Raw genomic sequence first — 25,323 nt, 5'->3', positions numbered from 1 at the left:
AAACTTATTGCTGTGGAGGCTGCAGGAAAAGGCATTCATTCTGGGGAAAGTGCTGCTACTTCGGCACTAGGAAAAGTGGGTATTATCCATGGTAGCAAAACGCTTTTGATGCAAACAAATGATGGACAGATTACCGAGCCCTACTCCATTTCGGCAGGTTTGGACTATCCAGGTGTTGGCCCCATGCATGCTCATTTATATAAAACTGGACGTGCGCAATTTATTTCCATAACAGATGATGAAGCCATGACTGCAGGTTTAGATTTATGTCAACTAGAAGGCATTATTCCTGCTATAGAAAGCGCTCATGCTTTAGCTGTTTTCTATAAACAATCTTTTAAACCCAACGACATTATAGTTGTAAGTTTATCTGGACGTGGCGATAAGGATTTAGAAACTTATATGAATTATTTTAAACTGTAATCGTGAATAGAATCCATCAAAAATTACAAGAAGACAAGCTGTCCAAAAGTACAACTCAAAAACTACTTTCCATATATTTTACAGCAGGATATCCAAGTCTTAACGATACAAAAACAATTATCGAAGACCTTGAAAAAAGTGGCGTGGATATGATTGAAATCGGCCTGCCTTTTAGCGATCCACTGGCCGATGGCCCAACCATTCAAGCAAGTTCTGCACAAGCCATAAAAAATGGCATGACAACCAAAATACTTTTCAATCAATTAAAAGACATTAGAAAGTCGGTAGAAATCCCATTACTTATTATGGGCTATTTTAATCCCATCCTTCAATTTGGCGTGGAAGCTTTCTGCCAAAAATGCCAAGAAGTTGGAATCGACGGCCTTATAATTCCAGATTTACCTGTAGATGTATATCATGAAGAGTATCAAGCCATTTTTGAAAAATACAATATTATTAATGTATTTTTAATAACACCTCAAACCAGTGAAAAACGCATAAGATATATCGATTCCATTTCCAATGGATTTATTTATATGGTTAGTAGCGCTAGCGTTACTGGAAGTCAATCAGGTTTTGGAGAAGCACAAACTCAATACTTTAAACGTATTGCAAAAATGAATCTTAAAAACCCTCAACTAGTTGGTTTTGGGATTTCTGATCATAACACTTTTAAACAAGCAACCCAAATTACAAAAGGCGCTATTATTGGAAGTGCATTTATTAAACACCTGACAGAATTTGGCACAAAAAACCTTATTAGCTTTATAAACCGAATAAAAGAGTAGCTAAAACAATCACATTTTTAATATCTTTAAAAACTCAAATTAACCAATAAAATAAAACATAAATGAAAAACATCACATCACTTCTATTGTTGGTTCTTATTTTTTGTGCTTCCTGTAAAGAAAAAAACAATGATGAAAACACCACTAACCTAAGTCAAGCTACTGTTTATTATGGTGGAGATATTTTAACCATGGAAGGCGAAAGTCCAGAATATGCGGAAGCTTTAGTAGTTCGCGATGGGAAAATTGAATTCGTTGGAGATTCTAAGCAAGCCATGGAAATTGCTGGAGCAGGACACATAATGACAGATTTAAAAGGCAAAACCCTTATACCTGGACTTATAGATGGACATGCCCACTTTTCTATGTTTTCAACACAAGCAATCGGAGCTCAAATTCTACCTCCTCCAGATGCAGAAGCAAAGGATATTCCTACACTTATAAATACTTTAAAGGCTTGGAATACGCCAGAAAACAGAAACCTTACAGGTTGGATTTTCGGAATGGGGTTTGACGATTCGGTTCTAACTGAAAAACGATTTCCTACCAAACACGATTTAGACCAAGTCTCTACAGAATTCCCAATTATGATTGTTCATATTTCAGGACATTTTGCGGTTGTTAATTCAAAAGGTTTAGACATGCTTAATATCACATCAACAACTAAAGATCCTGAAGGAGGCTTAATAAGACGTGAAAAAAACAACGAACCCAATGGCGTTTTGGAAGAGTTAGCAGCAATTCCTTATATGATGAAAGCATTAATGCCCACAACTAAAGAAGCTGCCGATAAGTTTTTTGATGCTGGACAAGATATGGCTCTATCCTACGGTTATACAACAGCTCAAGATGGGCGAACCATGATAAATCACGAAGACCTTGTTTCTAAAGCCAATGCAAATAAGTTTAAAATAGATGTGGTAAGCTATATAGATTATATGTATGTGGATGAATTTATGGGTTCCAAATGGAATAGTAAAACTTACAACAATCATTATAGAATTGGTGGCATGAAAGTAACGCTAGACGGCTCACCGCAAGGAAGAACTGCTTGGAGAACGCAACCGTATCTTATTCCTCCACACGGAGCAAAAAAAGATTATTTAGGGTATCCGGCCATCCCAGAAGACAGCGTATTAACTGCTATTTATGAAAAAGCCTTTAAAAACAATTGGCAAATTCTAACCCATGCCAATGGAGATGCTGCTATGGATCAAATGATTCGTACCATGAAACCTCTTACTGAAAAATATGACAACACAGATAGACGCCATGTTTTAATTCATGGGCAATATGTTCGCGAAGACCAATTAGACTCCTACAAAGAGATGAACGTTATAGCCTCACTTTATCCCTTGCATACCTTTTATTGGGGAGATTGGCACAAAGAAATTATTGGAGACAGTTTGGGCAATAAAATAAGCCCAACTAGAACAGCTTTAGATAAGGGATTACGATTAACCATCCATACCGATGCTCCTGTTGCGCTACCAAATCTTATGCGCGTTATTTGGACCGCTGTTGAAAGAACTTCTAGATCTGGAGTCATAATAGGAGAGAATGAAAGATTAACACCTTATGAGGCTTTAAAAGCCATTACCATTTGGTCTGCTTATCAACATTTTGAAGAAAATGAAAAAGGATCTTTAAAAGCAGGAAAACTTGCAGATTTAGTACTACTTGACAAGAATCCTATAAAAGTAACTCCTTCAGAAATTAAAGATATTGTTGTTCTAGAAACTATTAAAGAAGGAGAAACAGTATACATTTCCAATTAAATTTTTATGGTCTTAAGTTTTACTAAGCAAACCCAATTAACCTTATTCATTTTCCTATTTATTAGCAGCCTAACATGGTCTCAAAATGACACGCTTATTTTAAAAAATAAAGACAAGATTATTGGAGAAATAAAATCTATGGACAAAGGTGTTGTAATTGTAAAAACGAGTTATAGCGATTCCGATTTTAAAATCACTTGGTTAGACATAATTAGCGTGAGAAGCAACCAAAATTACTCACTTACTTTGTCTGATGGAACTAGATTTAATAGCTCCCTGTACACAAAATCCGAGGAATTTGGAAAAGTTACTTTAAACGATACGGAGGAATTTACCACAGACTTAAAAAACATTGTTTATATAAAACCAGTAAAAGGCAATTTTCTATCGCGCTTATCCACTTCTGTTTCTTTAGGTTATAATTTTACAAAAAGCAATAATCTCCAACAATTTTCCGTGAGTAGCGATTTGAGTTATACAGCTTACAAATGGTTGTTATCTGGAAGTTATAATTCGGTAAGAAGCAATCAAAACAACGTTACCGAGACCCACAGAACAGATGGTAATGTGATGATAAATTATTTTATGAAAAATGACTGGTTCTATTCCATGTCAGCCGATTTCTTATCGAACGATGAACAGAAATTAAAACTGCGTTCCACAATAAAAGGCGGTATAGGGAAATATATGGTTCATACCAATAGATTGTATTTTGGTGGTGGTTTTGGATTGGCTTTCAATAATGAAAAATATACAGATGAATTAAACACCAATAGAAACTCTTTAGAAGCTTACGGAACTTTAGCATTAAATATTTTCGACTTTAACGATTTAAGTTTAAATACGGATGCCACTTTTTACCCAAGTTTAACCGAGAGTGGTCGTTATCGTTTGGATTATAATCTAAATTTTAAATACGATTTGCCTTTGGATTTCTTTATAAAATTAGGGCTATCCTATAATTACGATAGCAAGCCGGTAGAAGGAACCTCAAACTCAGATCATGTGTTTCAATCTTCTTTTGGATGGGAGTTTAATTAATTTGAAGACTAATAGCCCAGAACTCTATAAAAAAGCAATCTTTAACATTTAAACTTCTTATTTTAAGATAGTATTAATACATTTTAAATTCATATTTTTTATATTATGAATGAATCATAAGAAACTAAAACAATGGGAATTATAAAAGATAAAATGAAATTTGAAGCAACTAAAGAACAGACAAATCCAACAAATCCCATTGGAAAAATAAAAAAAGAAATAAACCAATTCGATATTGATAAAGAAACTATAAAAAAGCAACAGAATAAAAAATAAATTTTATTTTCAAACTTTTAACCAAACCTATTCTATACAGAATGGGTTTCTACTTTTTAGCATCCTCGAAAATTCTGATTTAAAAAATAAAGTGTATGGCATTAAACATAGTTCTAATAGAACCTGAAATCCCAAATAATACGGGTAATATTGGACGTTTGGCTCTAGCTTCGGGTTCCAATTTACATTTGGTAAAACCCTTTGGCTTTCAAATAGACGATACGCGTTTAAAACGTGCTGGTTTAGACTATTGGCAGCATTTAAAAGTCCATTATTACGAAAACATCGACGAATTCTTCCAAATAAATAAAAATGCAAACATGGTGTTTTTATCCAGTCATGGCACAAAAACCCATTGGGACATTTCTTTTGAGGACAACATGTTTTTGGTTTTTGGAAAAGAATCGGTTGGTTTACCAAAATCAATTCTTGAAAACAACTTAGAAAAACTATTTAAAATACCATTATATAGCGAACATGTTAGGAGTTTAAACCTTGCTAACGCAGTAGGTATTGTTACTTATGAAGGACTAAAGGCCATTCAAAAATAGGCTGGGTGACCTTAATGTTATAATACAGGATTATTGTTTTAATAGTTCTGCTAAATCCTAAAAATAAATTTTAAACTTATGAAATATCACGTTATTATTAATAGTGTAAAATCTGTTGAAGCATTAAAAGACGCTTGGTCAAATACGGATTATATTAAATTACTGGAGAAATTTGGATTTGATGATGCACAAGACTCTAAGCCGGAAGAATTGCTTGAATTACTCTATATGGCCATTTCAGATTTTGATCCAGAAGAAGCTGCAGAAATTATTCTGGAATATAGATTGGCCGACCATTTAAACGAAAATCAAATGGAACAAATCTCCCATGAAATGTTGCTTGACAAAATCTCTGAGGAATATGCAGACATTACCCTTCATCATGAATTATATAACATCAACCAATTACTTCATAAAGCATACAACGGAACGTTTCCAAATGCGAAGGCTACATTAATTGAATTTGAAATCACGCCAAATAGTGAGGTTACCAAGGAAAATGTATTAAAAGCATTTAGTGCCACCCTAGCCAACAGCAATATTATAAAACGTTTGTTCTCGAATCAGCTGGCAGGAAAAGAAGCTTTTGACGAAGCCGAAAGTATTATTTGGGATTTAACTCCTACAGGTGAGAACGCGTTTATATTAACAACATCGGAGTATTGGATGAATAAGGATGATTTCTCGGAAGCCGAATTTGATGTCACCATTATTGCGTTTGAAGATGAAAACGAAGATTAAATTAACTCTATCTTATAAAAATACAATATGAGTTAAAGCAAATAATAAAAACACCTATTTAATTTAAAATTAAATAGGTGTTTTTATTTCTACATACGTTCAGGCACTTGAATACCCAATAATCCAAAAGCGTTTTTAATAATTCCAGCTACAACCGTAGACAATTGGACTCTTAATAGTTTTTCGGGATCTGTGTCTGCACCAAGTATAGAAACATTTTGATAAAAGGAATTGAATTCTTTTACCAATTCGTAGGTGTAATTAGCTATTAAAGCAGGACTATGGTTCTCTGCAGCATTTTGAACAACTTCTTCAAAAAGTTGAATTTGTTTAATCAGTTCTCTTTCTTTTTCATGCAACGTCACGTCTTTAACCTGTAGCTCAGCGGTGGCATCTATATCTGCTTTTCTTAAAATAGATTGGATTCTAGCATAGGTATATTGAATAAAAGGGCCTGTATTTCCTTGAAAATCGATAGATTCTTTAGGATCGAATAAAATACGCTTTTTAGGATCTACTTTTAAAATGTAATATTTTAAAGCTCCTAAGCCTATGATTTTATACAGCTCTTGTTTCTCTTCTTCATTATAACCATCAAGTTTCCCTAATTCTTCCGAAATTTCACCAGCAGTAGAAGCCATTTCTTCAATTAAATCGTCGGCATCTACAACAGTTCCTTCACGACTTTTCATTTTTCCCGAAGGTAAGTCAACCATGCCATAACTTAAATGAAACAGATTCTTAGCCCATTCAAATCCTAATTTCTTCAAAATTAAAAACAAGACCTGAAAATGATAGTCCTGCTCGTTTCCAACTGTGTAAACCATTCCTCCAACATCTGGGAAGTCTTTAATACGCTGAATGGCCGTTCCAATATCCTGTGTCATATAAACAGCTGTGCCATCGCTACGCAATACGAGTTTTTCGTCCAGACCATCATCTGTTAAATCGCACCAAACGGAACCATCTTCTTTTTTAAAGAAAACACCTGTTTTCAAACCTTCGTTTACAAACTCTTTTCCTAATAAATAAGTGTCACTTTCAAAATATAAGGTATCAAAATCAACACCTAGATTTTTATAGGTTACATCAAACCCTTTATAAACCCATGCATTCATTTTTTCCCAAAGTGCCACTGTTTCTTTATTGCCAGCTTCCCAATCTAAAAGCATGTCTTGTGCATCTTTTAAAATTGGAGCATTCTTTTTTGCTTCCTCTTCTGTTTGACCTTCTGAAATTAAGTTTTGAATTTCCTTTTTGTATTCTTGGTCAAACCTCACATAATAGTTTCCTACTAACTTATCGCCTTTTAATCCAGTCGATTCAGGAGTTTCGTTATTTCCAAAACGTTGCCAAGCAATCATACTTTTACAGATATGAATACCTCGATCGTTAATAACCTGCGTTTTATATACTTTTTTTCCTGAAGCTTTTAAAATTTCGGCAACACTATAGCCCAGTAAATTATTTCTAATATGTCCAAGATGTAAAGGTTTATTTGTATTTGGCGAAGAATATTCTACCATAACCGCATTTTCTCCGGGTTTTGGCTGGTTAAAACCATATTGAGAATTTGCTCGAATGCTATTGAAAAACTCAATAAAGTAGCTATCGCTTATTTCAATATTTAAAAATCCCTTTATCACGTTAAACCCCACTACTTCTTCCACATGCTCTACTAAGTATGCACCAATAGTTTCACCAATTTGTACAGGATTTCCTTTAACAACACGTAACATTGGAAAAATAACTATAGTTATGTCTCCTGCAAACTCCTTTCTAGTAGCTTGAAATTCGACAGTTGTTAGTTCCTTATTAAAATTGGTTTCAACAGCTTGAACAACCTGTTTGGCTAAGATGTCTTGAAGATTCATGGTCTATGTTTTTAAGGATGCAAAGATAAAACTTTTATCATAGCCTTAAAGTTTATATACCGAGTTATATGTCAATTATATTTAACCGGAATGAATAGTTCCATTTTCATTCTATTTTAAAACGCAAACAGATGATTTACAGCGATATTCAAAACGTGCATTTCGTCGGCAAAAGTGTATTTTTCCCTACTTATTTACCTTTCATCGATAAGCCTATTTTACATCAAATTTTTAAGTACCCTTTCAACTAATTTATTGGTATTAAAACCCGAAAATTAGCTTATTACATCTCTTTTCACAATTTTTGTTAGGTAAAGCTATTAATTGTCCCAAACTATGGGAATACTCAAACTATCTAACAGTTACAACCTAAACAAAAGCTATGACACTTTGTGTCAGTAAGTTAAAAGGCCCCTGTCTTCTGTTGTAAAGCCATTTTATGAAGAAATTATTTTCTTTATTTGCTTGCCTACTTTGTTTCATTGGTTTTTCGCAAACCAGAGAGCAGGATAGTCTTACCATTCAGTTAGCTTTTCAAAAATCCGATACCACTAAAATAGAAACCTCCTTATTACTTATTAAGGAACTTTACAACAACCAAGAATACGATAAGGCCTTAAAATACATTTCGCAAACAGAAAGACTCTCCCAAAACCTCAATTATCAAAATGGCATTGCAGAAATTACTTATTACAAAGCCATGATATACGGTTTTAAAGACGATTATATTAACTCCAGAGACAACTATTTAAAAGCTAAAGAATTATTTATCCAGCTGAAGGATACGTTACATATTGCAAAAGTTAACAATAGTATTGCCCTAAACGAAATTAAGCGAGGAAATTACAATGTAGGTCTACAATATTCGCTTTTAGCTTTAAAAGAATTTGAAAAAAGAGATTTAAAACAAGAATTACGAGCTGCTTATAATTGTTTGGCCCAGGCTTACTTTAAAACAAATAACATATCGAAAGCTACAGAATATTATGTAAAAGTTTTAGATGTTGAAAAACAAATAAACAATAAGGAAGGCTCTGTTGAAGTATTAAAAATATTAGCCGAATTATACTCGCAACAAAAAGAACACAGAAAATCCATAAATTATTACGAAAAAGCCTTAAAGCAAATTTCTTCTAATAACGATTCTTTAAGAGGGGAAATTCTTCCCAGATTAGGCGGAGAATATTTACAATTTAATGAATACGACAAAGCTTCAGATCATTTAATTACAGGTTTAAAATTAAATAGAAAATTAGGCAACCCACACGGAGTTTTGGTTTCTTTAAACAATCTTGGCGAATTAAACTTACAAAGGAATCGTTTAAAATATGCCGAAATCCAATTATTTGAAGCTAAGGAAATTGCAAGTGGTGTTAGCGACAAAAGGGAGCAACTAAAAAATTATGGCTTGTTAAAGTCCCTAGACTCAACAAACAGAAAATATGATCGTGCCTTTAATTGGCAAAGAGAATACTACCAACTCCAAAATGAGCTGGCCAAAGAAGAGACCAAACCTCATATTGAGCCAGAAACAACTGTTGTAATAGACAACTTTGGATTGAGCTCTTCAATCGCTAATAAAAGAGAAACTAAAATCGAGCAAGAAACGGCAGAAACACAAAAAGAATTTGATCGATTAAGACTTATTTTTTATGGCTTATTAGGTGCTATTGTAATACTCTCTACGTTTTTAATTTTAATTTACCTAAAACGGAATAGCCGATTAGAATACACTCGAGAACTCGAAGAAAAAAATAAACGTATAGAAATTCAAAATGAAGCTATTTTAGAGCAAACAAAACATTTAGAGGATATCAATAAAGTTAAAGACAGACTTTTTTCAATTGTTTCACACGATTTAAAAGACTCTCTAACTTCTATTAAAGGTTTTATAGATTTGCTAAAAGACGGCTCATTAACACAAGAGGAATTTAAATCCTTAATTCCAGAGTTAAGCGAAAATGCCAATAACGCCTCTTTACTTTTGTTTAATTTATTGAATTGGTCCAAATCGCAAATGCAATCTTTGGAATCGAATCCTACCCTATTCGATTTACAAGAAGTCTTTATAGATAAAATTAATTTGTTAGAACAAACTCTCGAGAAAAAGGGGATTGTTTTAAGAGATAAAAGCTTACGCGATTTTGTTTATGCCGATAAAAGCATGGTAGAAATAATTATTCAAAACCTACTAACAAATGCTGTGAAATTCAGTAAAAAAGGAGACACGATTACTATTGCAAATCAAGTAAGCAATGGAAAATCTATTATTACGATTTCTGATACTGGAGTTGGAATTTCAAAAGAAAACCAACAAAAACTATTTAAAAACTCTTCGTTTACAACCATTGGTACCAAAAACGAAAAAGGTACAGGTTTGGGTTTAACCATCTGTAAAGACTTAGTGGAACTAAACCACGGAAGAATTTGGGTGGAAAGCGATGTCAATGTTGGCACCACTTTTTTTGTGGAATTACCAAAATCGAATCCGGTACTTTAGGCTTTAGGTAAAAACACTTCGGCCATCATACAACGAGCACTTCCTCCTCCACAAGTTTCAATGGTTTCTAAAGAACTTGATAAAATTTCGCAATGTCTTTCTATGGTTTTAATTTGAGCTGGAGTTAAGCAATCGTATGCAGCTTGGCTCATAATTAAGTAACGCTTATCGTTTTCACCTTTAACTTGCAACATGTTTCCTGCAAAATTTGCCACTTGTTTTTCGGTAATAGCTATCACCTCTTTTCCATCTTCTTTTAAATGTTTTACAACATTTTTACGTTCCTTTTTATCATCAATGGCATCTAAACAAATTATGGCAAAGGTGTCGGCTAAAGTCATCATCACGTTGGTGTGGTAAATAACCTTACGTTCATTTTCTACGGTTTGGTAAGCTGTGAAAATAATTGGCGTGTATTCAAAATCCTCACAAAATTCAATCATCAATTCTTCGTCAGCTCTTGCAGATAAAGCACAATAAGCTTTTCTGTTTACTCTGTCCAAAATTAAGCTTCCTGTTCCTTCAAGAAATATGTGCTCTTCTTCGGCAGACGTATAATCTACAATTTGATTAATGTTATAACCTAATGTTTCTAGTTTTTCCAAGACATCTTCTCTTCGCTCCAAACGTCTGTTTTCGGCAAACATAGGATATAAAGCTACGTCGCCATTTTGATGAAAAGAAATCCAGTTATTTGGATATATGGAATCTGGTGTATCAAATTCCTCGGTATCGTCAATAACAATTACCTGAACCCCAATATGTCTTAACTTATCTACAAATCCATCAAACTCTTCTTGAGCTTTTTTATTAATAACTGCATTTTTCAAATCTAACTCTTCTTGAAAATAGTTGTTCACAGCAGTTTGTTCATTCATCCTAAAATTTATAGGACGAATCATTAAAATAGTATTTGTAGTCTGTTGCATGTTTTTAAATTTTTCAACTGCAAAATTACTTTTTTAAAACGAAAAGAAATTGTTTAAAGCAATAAAAATTGTTACTTTACTATTTACATTTTTATTTTCGTTAACTACAAGAATTTATGAAACGCTTTTTAGTTATATTAGTATGTTCGCAAATAATTTTCTTTTCCTGTACAGATAGTCAGATACCAAGAAAAATCAGTCCTGTAAATTGGGAGCAGCGCAAGGTTAGTTTGGCAAAAACTGATAGCCTGGTTTTAGGGCAAAGTTATTTATCTGTTTATTCTGAAATATATAGTATTACCGAACATCGAACCATTAACTTAACAGTTACCGTAAGTTTAAGAAATATAAGCCCCACGCAAGATGTCTATTTACTAAATGCCAATTATTACAATACCTCGGGAGAATTATTACGAACATATTTTAAAGATCCTATTGCTCTAAAACCCTTAGAAACCCTAGAGATTATTATTGATGAAAAGGATAAACATGGAGGTTCTGGTGCCAACTTTGTATTTGAATGGGCGCTTAAAAGTGAAAACGATCCTGAACCCAATTTTGAAGCCGTAATGATTTCCACATCTGGGCAGCAGGGGATTTCATTTTTAACCCAAGGAATAAAACTTTAATTTATTTTGAATATTGCCTGCCAGTCAATCATATATTTAAGGCGTAGAATTGGCCACCTGCAACAATTTTCCATTATAAAACTGATGCCCTTCTAAAGCAAAGTTACCTATATACTGTGCCATTCCAAAAGCTGAAATAGGTGCTTGATATCCTGGAAAAGCTTCTTCCAACATTTCAGTTTGTACAGCCCCAAGAGCCAATACATTAAAACTAGGTCCGGTTTCCTTGTATTCTTCTGCCAACAATTCGGTTAAAGATACCACTGCTCCCTTACTGGAACTATAAGCCGACAATCCAGGGAACTTTACGCTCCCTTGAACGCCACCCATAGAACTAATACTAACTACATGACCACTTTTACCCATAAACGGAAGAACGGTGCGTATCATTTCTGAAACTCCAAAAACATTGGTTTTATAAACCCATTCAAATTCTTCAAATGTAGTTTCTATAAAGGGTTTGTTCAATAAAGCTCCGGCATTATTGATTAAAACATCTACATGATTCCAATGGGTTTTAACAAAAGTCGATATTTTATTAAAGTTGGACGGCTTAGATAAATCAAAGGAAAAAGCGGTCACATTTTTTAATTTAAGGGCTTCTATGGGAGCACTATTTCTGGATAAAGCCAATACTTTATAGCCTTTATTGGCAAAATACTTAACCAATTCGAATCCAATTCCTCTACTTGTTCCTGTAATGATGATATGTTTACTCTTCATGTAATTTGATTTCTTTTGTTTCTGTCTGACTTATTTTTTCAATAACTGGAATCATCTGGTTGACTAGACTGGCCATGTGATTATAATCTAATTGATCGGCCTCGTCATACACGTGATGATAGTAATCATAATTTGATAAATCGCAAGACGAAATAGTTTGACTTGGCAGGTTAAAAGCTTCATAAAAAGGATAATTATCCGAAGCTCTGAACAATTGGTATTGTTGAGCTATTTTCGATAAGCCTACCAATTTAGTTCCAGCATATTCGTTGATTTTCTCTCCCATATTGGACAATTCGTAGCCAGTTACAAAAGCTATATAATCTCGATCTGTAAACGGAACACCAATCATTTCAAAATTCAACATGGTATATAAATCTATGTCTTCAGTTTTTAATTTTGCAGCTAAATGTTTAGACCCTAATAAGCCCATTTCTTCAGCAGAAAAAAGTACAAACATCAAACTTCTTCCATTGGTTTTAGTTTCGGTGAAATATTTGGCAAGAGCTAAAACGGCACTTGTTCCCGCTGCATTGTCATTAGCACCATTGGCAATTGAATCGTTTTCAACTACTTTTCCATAACCAATATGGTCGTAATGTGCACCAATGATTATAACTTCATCTTTAAGTTTTTTATCTTGTCCTTCAAGGAATCCTACCAGGTTGTAAGCGTGTTTTTCTCCTACTTTAAAGCTGTCTCTATAGGTTTCAAAGTAAGGTTTTAAATTAGAGAATTTAAAGTTATTCTCTATAAACAAAGCAGCTTGCTCAATGCCTTCACTTCCTGTATTTCTTCCTTTTAATTCATCTGAAGCCAAAAATTCCACAGTTTCTCGAAGCTCAAAACTTGTGATTGTTTTTGTGTTATTGGAATTTGAAGCCGACGTCATAATAACATCGTTTTTTGAAGGACTTGGAATAATATTCTGACTTGGGTCGTCATTATTCATAACAACCGTTGTCGATTTACAAGCGATTAAAAGAAAAACAAAACCAAGAAGCGATAAAAGGTGTTTCATATGTATTTATTACATTTTGTCTAAAGATAAAAAAACCTGTTTCATTTAAAATGAAACAGGTTGATATTATTGTAAGATGATGTGTATTCTATAATTTATTGCACCAGCATGGTCACCGGATTTTCTATATAGCCTTTTAAAGTGATAAGAAATTCCGAACCTGTAGCACCATCAACCGTTCTATGGTCGCAAGCCATAGTTAATTTCATGGTGTTGCCAACAACTATTTGTCCATTTTTAACTACTGGTTTTTCAACAATAGCTCCAACTGAAAGAATTGCCGAGTTCGGCTGATTGATAATAGAAGTAAAACTTTCTATACCAAACATGCCTAAATTAGAAATAGTAAACGTACTTCCTTCCATTTCTTGAGGAGTTAGTTTTTTATTTCTGGCTTTTTCCGCAAAATCCCTTACTGACGATCCAATTTGGGTTAAACTTTGTTCGTTGGCAAACTTTACCACTGGAACCACCAAACCATCTGGAACTGCAACTGCCACTCCAATATGTACATGATTGTTTATTTGCGTTTTATCGTCAAACCATTGCGAGTTTACTTGTGGGTGCTTCTTTAAAGCTAAGGCACAGGCTTTAACAATTATATCGTTGTATGAAATTTTTGTATCTGGAATAGAATTGTATTGTGCACGGAACGCCATGGCATTTTCCATATCGAACTCCACATTTAAATAATAATGTGGTGCTGTAAACTTAGATTCTGCTAAACGTTTAGCAATAATCTTACGCATTTGCGAATGTTTTACCTCTTCAAAATCTTCTTGCCCTGTTGGTACAAACTTACCTACTGAAGCCGTTGTTGAAGGTGTGAAGTTTTCAATATCCCGTTTTATAATTCTTCCGTTTTCTCCAGAACCTTGTACTTGCGAAATATTAATTCCTTTATCATCGGCCATTCTTTTGGCTAATGGAGAAATGAATATTCTACCGGAATCTGACGTTGAAATCGAAGATGAACTTGAAACTTCTTGTTTCTTTTCTGTTTTAGCTGGTGCTTCTTTTTCTTTTTTAGCTTCTTCTTTTTTAGGCGTTTCGCTTTTAACTGAATCACCTTCTGTTTTAAAGTTTTTAGCTATTTCTGAAACATCTGTTCCTTCTGGGCCAATTATCGCTAAAAGAGCATCAACTTTAGCCGATTCTCCTTCATTTAAACCAATATACAATAAAGTTCCAGCTTGGAAACTTTCAAATTCCATAGTCGCTTTATCCGTTTCAATTTCAGCCAGAATATCGCCTTCTTCTACGTTATCGCCAATTTTCTTAAGCCAAGTGGCAACCGTTCCTTCTTCCATGGTATCACTTAATCGTGGCATGGTTACTACAATAACGCCTTCTGGTAATTCTGTTTCGGATTTTGGGTCTTCTTTAGAATCTGACGGAGATTCCTCTTGAGGTTTATCTGTTTCGTCTGAAGTTGTTTTTGCTTCAGGTTGCTCTTTTGTTTTTTTGGAATTTGAACTTGGAATTAATTCCGAAATATCTTCGCCTTCTTCTCCTAGAATAGCCAATAACTCATCAACCTTGGTTGTTTCACCTTCTTGCACGCCTATGTAAAGCAAAGTCCCTTCATGAAAAGACTCAAACTCCATGGTTGCTTTATCTGTTTCAATTTCAGCCAAGATATCGCCTTCTTCTATTTTATCTCCAACTTTTTTCAGCCAAGTAGCCACGGTACCTTCTTCCATAGTATCGCTTAAACGAGGCATGTTTATAATTTCTGCCATAGCTTATATTTTGTGTTCTATAAATGGATAATCTTGTTGGTCGTAAACAGCATCGTACATGACGTTTAATTCTGGATATGGAGAGTCTTCAGCAAATTTTTCACATTCATTTACTAAATCTTTCACACGTTTATCCATTTTCTTGATATCGGCTTCCGTAGCGTATTTATTTTCAAGAAGAATCTCCTTTACTTGCGTAATAGGGTCGATTTTCTGGTATTCCTTGACCTCGTCCTTGGTTCTATAACTTTGGGCATCACTCATCGAGTGACCTCTATATCTATACGTCTTTAACTCCAAGAAGGTTGGTCCATCTCCACGTCTAGCTCTCTTAATAGCTTCGTCGAAAGCTTCAGCAACTTTTACAGGATTCATACCATCTACAGGGCCACAAGGCATTTCGTAACCTAAACCTAGTTTCCAAATATCTGTATGGTTAGCGGTACGTTCTACCGATGTTCCCATGGCATATCCATTATTTTCGCAAACAAAAACGACAGGAAGTTTCCAAAGCATGGCCATATTAAATGTTTCGTGAAGCGACCCTTGTCTGGCTGCTCCATCGCCAAAACAACATATGGTTACGGCATCTACATTGTGGTATTTATCTCCAAAAGCAATTCCTGCTCCTAACGGGATTTGTCCTCCAACAATTCCATGACCTCCATAAAAACGGTGTTCTTTAGAAAAAATATGCATAGAACCTCCAAGACCTTGCGATGTTCCTGTTGCTTTTCCATACATTTCTGCCATAACACGTCTAGGGTCCACACCCATTCCAATAGGTTGCACGTGATTTCGGTAAGCCGTAATCATTTTGTCTTTAGTCAAATCCATGGCATGTAAAGCACCTGCTAAAACAGCTTCTTGACCATTATATAAGTGAAGAAATCCTCTTACTTTTTGTTGAATATAAACGGCAGCAAGTTTGTCTTCAAACTTTCTCCAGAACAACATATCCTCATACCATTTTAGGTAAACTTCTTTGGTTATTTTTTGCATTTATTTACATATTAAAAAAATAGTTTTCAATATAAACCTCTCTAGGGTTTAAGAACAATTTCTCTTTTTTAAATAACAGAGAGAAACAGATAACAAAAGTAACACTTTAGTCACTAATGAAAAAACTGTAAATCGTAAAACTTTAAGGGAAGTCTATTAAATTCTTAAAAGTGTTCCTTATAACACAGACTTATCAAAACCTAAAGGCAATAAATTAGCTAGGGAATGCGATTTTACAACTTTTCCGGATTCTCCCATAAAGTAGATTTCAATATCGGCATTTTGCTTGACTTCGTATTCTGCAATAGCCTGCCTACAGGCACCGCAAGGAGGAATTGGTGTAATGGTTTGATGAATCCTAGATCCAGCAATAATAGCCATTTTTAATATTTTAGCATCTGGATATTGCGAACCAGCATAATAAATAGCCGTGCGTTCTGCACACAAACCTGAAGGATAGGATGCGTTTTCTTGGTTGGAACCTAAAACGATCTCATTATTATCCAAAAGGATGGCAGCTCCAACACTAAATTTAGAGTACGGGGAATATGAGTTTTTCCTAGCAATGGCTGCTTGATCCATAAGTGCTATGATATCTTCCGATAACGCGTCTAGATTATCATAAACGGTTAATTTAGCTTCAATTATTATTTCTTTCATCTGTTTGACATATACTTAAAGGTAACGATACTATTTCAGACAAAAAAACTATTGCGTTTGGCAATAGTTTTTTGTTTATTTTTACTTTATATCTTAATATTCTGTATAAGCTTCTCTATCTATATTAAAGGTTAAAGAGAAACGCAAGGTGTTTTCTAAAGGACTTGGCACTTTTGATGCAGAGAACAAATAAGACAAGTCGATACCAATAACATTGTATTTAAATCCGGCTCCAATAGCAAAAAATTGTCTGGCACCTTTTTCTGGACTTTCATGAAAATATCCTGCTCTAAAAGCAAAAGAATCTTGGTAGTAATATTCTGCTCCTAAGGCCCAGGTCCATTCTTGCATTTCTTCGCTAAAACCTCCTGGCGCATCAGAGAAGGATTGGAACATCCCTTTCATAAAACCAACATCTGGATCTTTTCCTTCAATAATATAATTTGTTTCTTTACTTATTTCAATATCTCCATCGGCTGGATTATAAACCCCATCATTATTAACGTCTTCATAAACTAATTTTGTTCCTGTAATTGGAGGTGTTGGCACGAGTAGTTTTGTAAACTCTGTAGATAAGGTTATTTTATTAAAGTCGTCCAAAATAAAATCAAATCCTGCTCCTAAACGCAAGGTTGTAGGTTGGAAATTCTCTTGGCCTCCTTCATCGTATTTAAATTTAGGCCCAATGTTTTGAATAGCAAATCCAAATCTATATTTTCCATTAAAGCTATTATAAGCTTCCTCTTCACTTTGGTAAAACCCTGAAACATCTACCCCAAAGGTACTAGCTGCAGAGGTATCGTTATTTCCATCAGGAATTTTTAAATTGGAATTTAAATAACGCATGGCAACTGCCATCCCAAATTGATCGCTTAATCTTAAACCATAAGACACATCGAAAGTGAACTCGTTAGGGCTTTGGATTAAAGGGGTCTGGTTTTCATCTTCAACAAATTCAATCTCACCTAAAGAAAAATATCTAAAACTGGCGGCAAAAGCACTTCTTTCGTTTAAACGATTGAAATACGTAACACTTCCTAAGAAAATATCGTTAACCAATTTGCTTAAATAAGGGGTGTAACTAACTCCAACACCCTGTTTGGTTTCAGAAAACACATATTTAGAAGCATTCCATTGTTGAGAAAAAGCATCGGCAGAAGTTGCTACTCCCATATCTCCCATAGCTCCCGCACGTGCATCGGCAGCAATTAGCAAGAAAGGAACTCCAGTAGTAATAACTCTTGAATCGTATGGGTTTGGGGTAATTTCTTCAACAATATTTTGAGCTTGTATTTGAACAGCAAAAACAAATGCCGACAATATTAAAATTGATTTCTTCATAAATTATTTTTATTTAGCAAATATATATTTTTATTATAGTATAACAAGTTTCTCTACCTTCTCTACCGTTTTATTTAGGGCAGCAGAACGCACGGTAAGCTTGTAAATGTACACACCTTTACCTATTCTATCTCCAAAATCATCACGCCCATCCCAGATCATATCTCTTGATAATGAAGTAGTTCCGTTGTTACAACACTCCCCATTGTTTGTTTGGCCATTTAGGGTTCGAACCAACTTTCCAGAAACAGTAAATATTTGTACTAAAACGTCTAAAGATTCTGAACTATTGTGATTAAACCAAAATTCGGTGTAATTAACAAAGGGATTTGGATAATTTAAAACATTTTCGATAACCAATTGCTGATTTTCGTCAAATACCACAAATTGGATTTCTGTGGTAGAGGAATTATTATAAACATCCCAAGCTTTTACAGACATGGTGTGCAATCCTGGCTCTAAATCTCTTAAGGGGTAATTTACAATTCCTTTTTTATAATTGTCCAATTCTGTTTGATAGTAATCGTTTAAGATGTACGGATTGGCCTCGTCACCATCTAAAATTCCAACAATATCATGACCAATACCACTGGCTGTATTGATACCATTTTCGTCTTCTAGTTTTATCAGTAAATTTGGAGATCTATTGGTAATACCACCAGACACGAAGCTTTCGTCGTTCATGAATGCGGCAATAACTGGACCTATATTGTCTTCTGGCGCATTGGAATTTAAGCCACCTATTTGAACTTGATTGACACTCGCTCCTGCCTGATCTTCATGCACGCCATTCCTTTTCGCATAAAAACTTACGCGTCCATAATCTACAGGAATCCCTATATCTTTTGGCACGACAAATTCGATATCGAATTGTCCATTAGCGATAGACGACTGGCCTCTAAAAATAATAGGTCCCAAGGTTTCAAAATCCATGATAATTAATTGCCCACCATCTTTAGTTCCATCATTTCCTAAGGTTTTTCTTTGCGTGTTTTTATCATAGATGGTTGTAGAAAGTACACCATTATAATCGGACATAAGATTTCCGGTCAAATCTGTAACTTGTCCTGATAACTTCACATGACTTAAGGCTTGTAAAACATCTATAGTTCCGTTTACAGGCACATCGTTTACTTTTGTCAATACAATATTTGGTTTCGGAAAGGCCAGTTTCATAGCTGGGTCGCCAATAAAAAACACCAATCTCCTTTGACCGATAACAGAAATGGCCGGATCTATTTTTGTTAACCTCAAGGCTTCGGCCATGGTTGGGTATTCATGACCATCATAAGGCGTGTTATTGCCAAAAGAAAATAAATATTGTTCTAAAACCTTATTAAAGGTAATTCCAACATTTACAAAAACCTGTCTGGTGGTAGTTATTAAAGAAATAGCACCTCCATCTTTATTCCAATAGGTATATTCTCCTGCTGTAGGACGTTGCGGATTGTCGAATTTGGTGAACTCGCAAGTAACCGTTACAAAACAGTTTAGTTTACATACATTGTTCAAGCTTTGAGCATCTGGTTTTTCAAAAATACGCTCGTGAGCCAAGCCATCTTCTCCTCCATGGCCAAAATAATTAATTACCAAAGCTCCTGTTTCTATGGCATTTTTAATGGCCACATTTACGGTAGGATATCTGTTTCCTCCAGCAGAGGATTCCTGCTTGTAAGCATCGGTATGGATTTTGGTCACATTAATAAAAGGTTTTTCGGCTGCTACCTCATCGCCAATAAAGTCTGTAGTTGCTTGAAGAGATTGTTCCCAAGCTATATCCACATCATCAGAAATAACTACAAAATTATTTCTCCAACTTCCAAAGGAAGCATCTATATAATATCTTTCTATTTTATCTACGAGTTCTGAAGCACTTTGATAATTTTCGGCCAAGATTCTACCAACGGCAATATCCAATTTATCCGATATAGCCATATCGCCTTCGTTGTCATCCATCATTCCAAAATAATCGTCTGAAATAAACGAGTTAGTCAGATTAAAACTATTGTAGGCGTGCCAAGACGGCACTAAATTGGTGTTATTTGGAATTCGGTCTTTATAATCGTAAGAGCCATCTCCAAACAAACAAAGGTATTTAATACGTTTATCAGGAGCGCTGGCATTATCATAAATGTATTTCACAAAATTCCTTATGGCACCAATATCCTGGTTTCCTGTACTAAATTCGGCATAAATCTCATTTAAACCAACAACTTTCACTTTTAAGTTGTTGTTTACTCTGTTTATTTGTGCCAATCTTTCGGCTTGACCATAGAGATTGTTAGGGGTAACTATTAAATAATCAATATCATCATTTTGTCCTTGATTGTTTTTTAAAATAGTTCCTTTTAAATTTTGATTGTAAACCGACGAATTAGAACTCTGCGAAGGTTCATAGTAATCTAAAGGAGTTACAATGACATACGATTTTAAGCTTCCTAAACTGGAAGTAAAACTTAAGCTAGAGCTATTATTTGTATTGGCATAAGTAGTAACATTATATATGTCCGTAACATTCCATATCTCCCTAACCTGAGAGGTATTGGTAACATTGTATTGTCCAATTCCAGCCATTTGGGTGACTGCTTTATTTTTAAAGGTAAATTGATTTCCTGAAAAGTTTAAAGCTCTGGTTGCTTCTAAAGAAATATAATCGATATAAGCCAAAGCAGATGGGTTTCCTCCTTTGTTATATATTAAGGACACCGATAAATTAGATGAACCTACATTAATGGCACCATTATAAATAGACTCGGTAGCCAAATTAGTGTCGGTAGTTGCTGGAATTGGCATGGTTGTAATATTATTGCCATTCACTTTTACTATCATGGAAGTTGGTGTTACAGATGTGCCACCAAGATAAACCTTCAAGTTAACAGGTACTGAAGTTACTAGGTCTGGAAAACTAAAGTCGAAGGATTTGGTATCTTCCAAATCGAATTTATCTCCAAACCAACGTCTTCCAACAGTTACTAAATTGTAGTCGTCTTTTTCATGAAATTTGTAATCTTGAAACGTGTCAATCATCAAATCCACAGGTCCAGAAGGTTGCATAAACGGTTGAATTCGTTTTCCATTTCCAGGACTAATGTTTATATAATAAAAGGTTTTTTCAGTATAATTGTTAATATGGGTATTGCTAGCTTCATCAAAACCAAAGGGTCCTTGTGCATAAAACAAGATATAATCGCTATCGTGAAAAACACCATCACTTTCTCCTATCACACGAATGGCGTTTTCTGCAACATCTATAGGATAAGGTTCAGAATTGGCATAAGGAATCATTCTACCGCCATTTCCATAAAGTTTAATGGTTCGCGGATCAACATTATTTACATTAACCCCCATTCTAGTCAGGAAATCTTTTGTAATTTTAAATACGCCCGTTCGTTCTACTTGGAACTTATACCATTGCCCACTGCTTAATACAGAATTGCTAATAACTCGTTGATTTCTATTTGAAGGAAGCCTTCCATTGGAATAAGTAACAGAAAATGAAGTAACTTTCTTAATACTCCCATTGGCTTCTTTAATTATAGGAGACAATATAAAAAACGCATGCATGTTATCCCTAGCCACTGATGTTTTAAGCTGATAAGTTAATTCGCTAGGCAAGCTTTCAATATCCAAATCTAGCAACTCCTTGCTTGTCATGCTACTATAACTAACGTGACTTACACGTACAGAGCTCTCATCAACCGGTTGATTAATTTGCCATTGAGCTATAAATTGCAATCCATCTGTTGGATCATAATTATAATTAGCTTCGTTAAAAGCAGGCACCTTAATAGCGTAACTTTCGGTTGCTAAGACGTTCTCTCCTTCCCAAAGAATTTTAAATTGCTTTTGTTGTGAATAGAGAACGAGAGTCGCAAAAAAAAATAGGAATAAAAATTTCTTTTTCATTGATTAGATAACGTGATTAATTGCTTGTTAGTATGACAAAACAGACAATTTTAGAAAACCTTTCAAAATTACAATAATAATTTATAAATAATGACGTTATTTATACACAAATTAGTGGGATTACACTCAAGAAAACATCGTTATAAGGTCCAATAAACAGGATGAAATACATAAAATAATCATCAATTTTTATAATTTAACTTGTATTATAACCGATATTTCTTATATTGCGTCACCAAAAATATTATAAGCTTACTTAAAAGTATGGATATGAAAAAAGTTATGGCATTTAAGATTTTGTTACTCTTAGCAATTTCTATAACAACAGTTGGTTGCAAACGCTCATCTAGTTCCAATAGCTCTAGAGCTACTGGTTGGGACATAAACTCCAAGGATGGCGGGTTTCAATACAACACACAATTTAAAGAACAAGAAACAGCTCCTGGGCTGGTGTTTGTAGAAGGTGGTACTTTTACCATGGGTCGCGTTCAAGACGATGTCATGCACGATTGGAACAACACGCCTAACCAGCAGCACGTACAGTCCTTTTACATGGATGAAACGGAAGTTACCAACAAAATGTATATGGAATACTTAGATTGGTTAAAAAGAACGTATCCACCAACCGAAGAAAACTACAGAGCCATTTATTATGGAGCGCTTCCAGATACTTTAGTTTGGAGAAACCGTTTAGGTTACAACGAAGTTATGACTGAAAACTATCTACGTCATCCAGGTTATGGAGAATACCCTGTTGTAGGAGTAAGTTGGATTCAAGCTGTGGAATTTGCTAACTGGAGAACAGATCGTGTAAACGAATGGTATTTAGAAAAAGCTGGTTACATTGCAAGAGACGCGAAAGTAACAGAAGTAAATGCCGATCAAACATTTAATACAGATACCTATATTAATGCACCTTCACAAGTGTATGGTGGAAACACCGAACTTACCGACCCTACAAATACAAGAAGACGAGTTCAAACCTCTGCTGATGGAGAACCTATAAATGTATATGCAGGTAGAGAAACTGGTATTATTTCACCTAGCTACAGACTTCCAACAGAAGTTGAATGGGAATATGCTGCCTTAGGATTATCTGAATTAAGAGACTATAATATTATTAGAGGTAGAAAAAAATATCCTTGGGATGGACAATACACACGTTCTGGAAAACGTAAAGTTAGAGGAGATCAATTAGCTAACTTTAAACAAGGAAAAGGTGATTACGGTGGAATTGCAGGATGGTCTGACGATGGTGCCGATATTACCAACCAAGTAAAACAATATGCTCCAAACGATTTTGGACTATATGATATGGCTGGAAACGTAGCCGAATGGGTGGCCGATGTTTACAGACCAATAATTGACGACGAGTTTAACGATTTTAACTATTACCGTGGAAACGTTTATACTAAAAATGCTATAAATGAAGACGGAACCGTAAAAATTGTAACTACAGATGAAATTGTTTTCGACACCTTACCTAATGGGAAAATTGTTGCAAGAGATTTACCTGGAGAAATTGCTCAAGTTGCTGTAGATGAAGATGAAACTTATTTAAGACAAAACTTTGACAGATCGGACAACAGAAACTTTAGAGATGGTGATAAACAATCGTCCCGTCAATATAGAGAGAGCTTCGGAGATGAAGAAAACCCTGAAGGTGAAGAAAACTCTGTAACTGGCAAAATGTACAATTCGCCTAAACACAATGTAGAAGTAGATGATTCTACAGGTGCATTAATTAGATCGTATGACAAGTCTGATAAAAGAACCTCATTAATCAACGACGAAGTTCGTGTGTACAAAGGTGGTTCTTGGAAAGACAGAGAATACTGGTTAGATCCAGCACAAAGACGTTATTTCCCACAAACTATGGCTACAGATTATATTGGCTTTAGATGTGCTATGTCTAGAGTTGGTTCTAAATCCAAAAACAAGAACAAAACAAAAAACTAAGAATTTTTCATATCTTTTTAAAAAGTCCTAACCATAAGTTAGGACTTTTTTTATACTTTTATTCTATGAATATAGAACACATACATGCGCTTTTTTTAAAGCATCCATCTGTGTCAACAGATACGCGGAAAATAACGAAAAACGATTTGTATTTCGCGCTTAAAGGTGACAACTTCAATGGCAATGCCTTCACCAAACAAGCCTTGGAAAATGGCGCTTCGTACTGTATTATAGATGAAGAAGAATTTGTCGTAAACAATCAATGCATTCTGGTAGAAAATGTTCTACAAACACTTCAGGCGTTAGCAACCTTTCATAGAAAATATTTAAAATTACCCATTATTGCTTTAACCGGTAGCAATGGAAAAACCACAACCAAAGAGTTGATCCATGCCGTCTTATCCAAAAAATACAAAACCTCTGCCACTATTGGCAATCTTAACAACCATATTGGCGTGCCTTTAACACTATTAAAAATGACTAAGGATACAGAAATTGGCATAGTTGAAATGGGCGCCAATCATCCTAAAGAAATAGAGCTTTTATGCAACTTGGCGTTTCCAGATTACGGGCTAATAACCAATTTTGGAAAAGCACATCTAGAAGGTTTTGGAAGCGTAGAAGGTGTAATTAAAGCAAAATCAGAACTCTATCAACACTTAATAAACCACAAGAAAACCATTTTTGTTAATTCCTCCGATTCCATTCAATTAGAAAAAAGCCAAGGAGCTACCACAATTACTTTTGGTCAAAATAAGACCGAGGATTTCACGATTCATTTTAAAAGCGCCCAACCTAAGGTGAGTATTAACTACAACAACCATCAAATTAACAGTCAACTGATTGGAGAATATAATTTCAATAACATTTCGGTTGCTATTGCTATTGGTGCTTATTTCAAAGTGGATGACAAACAAATAAAAGAAGCTATTGAATCTTACGTGCCTAAAAATAACCGATCGCAAATTATCGAAAAAGGACACACGCAAATTATTTTGGATGCCTACAATGCCAATCCTTCAAGCATGGCTGTTGCCTTAAATAATTTCGGGAAATTAGAAGCTACAAACAAAATTGCCATTCTTGGCGATATGTTCGAATTAGGAAAAGAGGCCAAAGCAGAACATATGGCCATTGCCGAATTGGCAAATTCATTAAACCTTTCGAAAGTGATTTTTGTGGGTGAAAATTTCCATCATGCCCTTCCAGAAAACAACGAATCCTATACATCGTTCGATGATTTTAAAATGAAATTCAATCTCAAGACTTTAAAAAACGCCACCTTGTTCATTAAAGGTTCTCGTGGCATGGCATTGGAACGTGTTTTAGATTTGTTATAATATTCTTAAGCTTAAAAAGGTTACCCATTTTATTGATTATATTTAACCTCTGTTAAATTCACAAAAATTTATTCTGTCATGACGTTTTTTCGTTCGTTT

Annotated in this window: 19 protein-coding genes and 1 pseudogene; 11 read left to right on the top strand and 9 right to left on the bottom strand. The window is 34.6% G+C overall.

Annotated elements, in window-relative coordinates; genetic code table 11:
* The 7 genes and pseudogenes from VKY47_RS04610 to VKY47_RS04580 form a co-directional block, all read left to right on the top strand.
* Positions 1-423, top strand: a pseudogene (locus VKY47_RS04610) (tryptophan synthase subunit beta); the annotation flags it as partial.
* Positions 424-425: 2 nt separating this feature from the next.
* Positions 426-1,211, top strand: coding sequence for a tryptophan synthase subunit alpha (gene trpA / locus VKY47_RS04605; protein ID WP_324310743.1), 786 nt, complete (start codon positions 426-428; stop codon positions 1,209-1,211).
* A 62-nt stretch (positions 1,212-1,273) separates the two neighbouring features.
* Positions 1,274-2,989: an amidohydrolase gene (locus VKY47_RS04600; protein ID WP_324310742.1), complete on the top strand. Its 1,716-nt coding sequence runs from the start codon at positions 1,274-1,276 to the stop codon at positions 2,987-2,989.
* 6 nt (positions 2,990-2,995) lie between these two features.
* The gene (locus tag VKY47_RS04595; RefSeq protein ID WP_324310741.1) at positions 2,996-4,030 is read left to right on the top strand and encodes a DUF481 domain-containing protein; all 1,035 of its coding nucleotides are present in this window, start codon (positions 2,996-2,998) and stop codon (positions 4,028-4,030) included.
* A gap of 132 nt (positions 4,031-4,162) precedes the next feature.
* Entirely contained in the window at positions 4,163-4,306 is a 144-nt protein-coding gene (locus VKY47_RS04590; RefSeq protein WP_324310740.1) for a hypothetical protein, read from the top strand.
* Between the two features lie 95 nt (positions 4,307-4,401).
* On the top strand, positions 4,402-4,857 hold the full coding sequence (locus VKY47_RS04585) for a tRNA (cytidine(34)-2'-O)-methyltransferase (RefSeq protein WP_324310739.1): 456 nt from the start codon (positions 4,402-4,404) through the stop codon (positions 4,855-4,857).
* 78 nt (positions 4,858-4,935) lie between these two features.
* Positions 4,936-5,598 carry a hypothetical protein gene (locus tag VKY47_RS04580; RefSeq protein ID WP_324310737.1) on the top strand — a complete coding sequence of 221 codons (663 nt, stop codon included), beginning with the start codon at positions 4,936-4,938 and terminating at the stop codon, positions 5,596-5,598.
* 89 nt (positions 5,599-5,687) lie between these two features.
* Here VKY47_RS04580 and argS read toward each other — a convergent pair whose 3' ends face one another.
* On the bottom strand, positions 5,688-7,472 hold the full coding sequence (gene argS / locus VKY47_RS04575; RefSeq protein ID WP_324310735.1) for an arginine--tRNA ligase: 1,785 nt from the start codon (positions 7,470-7,472) through the stop codon (positions 5,688-5,690).
* A 439-nt stretch (positions 7,473-7,911) separates the two neighbouring features.
* Here argS and VKY47_RS04570 point away from each other — a divergent pair, with 439 nt between their 5' ends.
* Positions 7,912-9,972 carry a tetratricopeptide repeat-containing sensor histidine kinase gene (locus VKY47_RS04570; RefSeq protein WP_324310734.1) on the top strand — a complete coding sequence of 687 codons (2,061 nt, stop codon included), beginning with the start codon at positions 7,912-7,914 and terminating at the stop codon, positions 9,970-9,972.
* Here VKY47_RS04570 and ctlX read toward each other — a convergent pair.
* Positions 9,969-10,901 (bottom strand): citrulline utilization hydrolase CtlX, encoded by a 933-nt coding sequence (ctlX, locus tag VKY47_RS04565; RefSeq protein ID WP_324310732.1) that lies wholly within the window; start codon positions 10,899-10,901, stop codon positions 9,969-9,971. The two genes, VKY47_RS04570 and ctlX, sit on opposite strands and share 4 nt — an antisense overlap.
* A 116-nt stretch (positions 10,902-11,017) precedes the next feature.
* On the opposite strand from ctlX, the gene VKY47_RS04560 reads away from it, so the two are divergent.
* Positions 11,018-11,530 carry a DUF3124 domain-containing protein gene (locus tag VKY47_RS04560; RefSeq protein WP_324310730.1) on the top strand — a complete coding sequence of 171 codons (513 nt, stop codon included), beginning with the start codon at positions 11,018-11,020 and terminating at the stop codon, positions 11,528-11,530.
* Positions 11,531-11,566: 36 nt separating this feature from the next.
* Here the strand turns inward: VKY47_RS04560 and VKY47_RS04555 are convergent, their stop codons facing one another.
* From VKY47_RS04555 to porU, 7 genes are all read right to left on the bottom strand, one after another.
* Entirely contained in the window at positions 11,567-12,253 is a 687-nt protein-coding gene (locus VKY47_RS04555; RefSeq protein WP_324310729.1) for an SDR family oxidoreductase, read from the bottom strand.
* On the bottom strand, positions 12,243-13,274 hold the full coding sequence (locus VKY47_RS04550; RefSeq protein ID WP_324310727.1) for a M28 family metallopeptidase: 1,032 nt from the start codon (positions 13,272-13,274) through the stop codon (positions 12,243-12,245). The genes VKY47_RS04555 and VKY47_RS04550 overlap by 11 nt, the downstream gene beginning before the upstream one ends.
* A 95-nt stretch (positions 13,275-13,369) precedes the next feature.
* On the bottom strand, positions 13,370-15,016 hold the full coding sequence (locus VKY47_RS04545) for a pyruvate dehydrogenase complex dihydrolipoamide acetyltransferase (protein ID WP_324310725.1): 1,647 nt from the start codon (positions 15,014-15,016) through the stop codon (positions 13,370-13,372).
* A 3-nt stretch (positions 15,017-15,019) separates the two neighbouring features.
* Complete coding sequence (gene pdhA / locus VKY47_RS04540) at positions 15,020-16,018, bottom strand: pyruvate dehydrogenase (acetyl-transferring) E1 component subunit alpha (protein ID WP_324310724.1); 999 nt, start codon at positions 16,016-16,018, stop codon at positions 15,020-15,022.
* Between the two features lie 177 nt (positions 16,019-16,195).
* On the bottom strand, positions 16,196-16,678 hold the full coding sequence (gene cdd, locus VKY47_RS04535) for a cytidine deaminase (protein ID WP_324310723.1): 483 nt from the start codon (positions 16,676-16,678) through the stop codon (positions 16,196-16,198).
* A gap of 93 nt (positions 16,679-16,771) precedes the next feature.
* A complete protein-coding gene (gene porV, locus VKY47_RS04530; RefSeq protein ID WP_324310722.1) occupies positions 16,772-18,019 on the bottom strand; it encodes a type IX secretion system outer membrane channel protein PorV in 1,248 nt (415 codons plus the stop codon).
* 33 nt (positions 18,020-18,052) lie between these two features.
* Positions 18,053-21,925 carry a type IX secretion system sortase PorU gene (gene porU, locus VKY47_RS04525; RefSeq protein WP_324310721.1) on the bottom strand — a complete coding sequence of 1,291 codons (3,873 nt, stop codon included), beginning with the start codon at positions 21,923-21,925 and terminating at the stop codon, positions 18,053-18,055.
* A gap of 264 nt (positions 21,926-22,189) precedes the next feature.
* Between porU and gldJ the strand changes: the two genes are divergently transcribed.
* Both gldJ and VKY47_RS04515 read left to right on the top strand, forming a co-directional pair.
* The gene (gene gldJ / locus VKY47_RS04520; RefSeq protein WP_324310720.1) at positions 22,190-23,884 is read left to right on the top strand and encodes a gliding motility lipoprotein GldJ; all 1,695 of its coding nucleotides are present in this window, start codon (positions 22,190-22,192) and stop codon (positions 23,882-23,884) included.
* 65 nt (positions 23,885-23,949) lie between these two features.
* A complete protein-coding gene (locus tag VKY47_RS04515; RefSeq protein WP_324310718.1) occupies positions 23,950-25,224 on the top strand; it encodes a UDP-N-acetylmuramoyl-tripeptide--D-alanyl-D-alanine ligase in 1,275 nt (424 codons plus the stop codon).
* The last annotated feature ends 99 nt before the right edge of the window (positions 25,225-25,323 follow it).

The organism is Xanthomarina sp. (assembly GCF_035306705.1).
Lineage (GTDB): Bacteria > Bacteroidota > Bacteroidia > Flavobacteriales > Flavobacteriaceae > Xanthomarina.
This window is presented reverse-complemented; position numbering and strand designations above follow the sequence as displayed.